The sequence below is a fragment of the Pseudoalteromonas sp. S408 genome (assembly GCF_005886645.1).
GTDB lineage: Bacteria > Pseudomonadota > Gammaproteobacteria > Enterobacterales > Alteromonadaceae > Pseudoalteromonas.
In genome coordinates this window covers 1-344 of record NZ_PNDY01000044.1, presented here as the reverse complement: position 1 = coordinate 344, position 344 = coordinate 1, and the positions used below count along the sequence as shown (strand labels likewise).

Below are 344 nucleotides of genomic sequence, written 5' to 3'. Positions count from 1 at the left end.
AATAGCTGTGTGAGTGAATTGAAAGCCACGAGGTAAATCTTTTTCAGGTTGACCTAAACGCGCAATAATAAACGCACGCGCGCCATGTTTTGCTGCGTATTTTTCTACTGATTTGGCAAAGCTTGCGACTTCTTCGGCTGCAAATTTAGATTCACTGTTTTGCTGACTGCCTGCAAAGGTGTTTAGAGAAAGCAGCAGAGCAAATGAGAAGATAAGAGATTTAAAGTAGCGCATAAAGTGCTCCTTATTTGAAAGCTGTAAAGGGGCTTTACGTTGCCCTTAGACCCTGAAACAAGTTCAGGGAGACGTTTAGTGTTACATGTTTACTTTATGGTTTGTCCTTC

At 41.6% G+C, this 344-nt stretch carries 1 pseudogene; it reads right to left on the bottom strand.

Features of this window, described 5'->3' with window-relative positions:
- Positions 1-234, bottom strand: a pseudogene (locus CWB62_RS18770) (DUF2145 domain-containing protein); the annotation flags it as partial.
- Positions 235-344 lie beyond the last annotated feature (110 nt).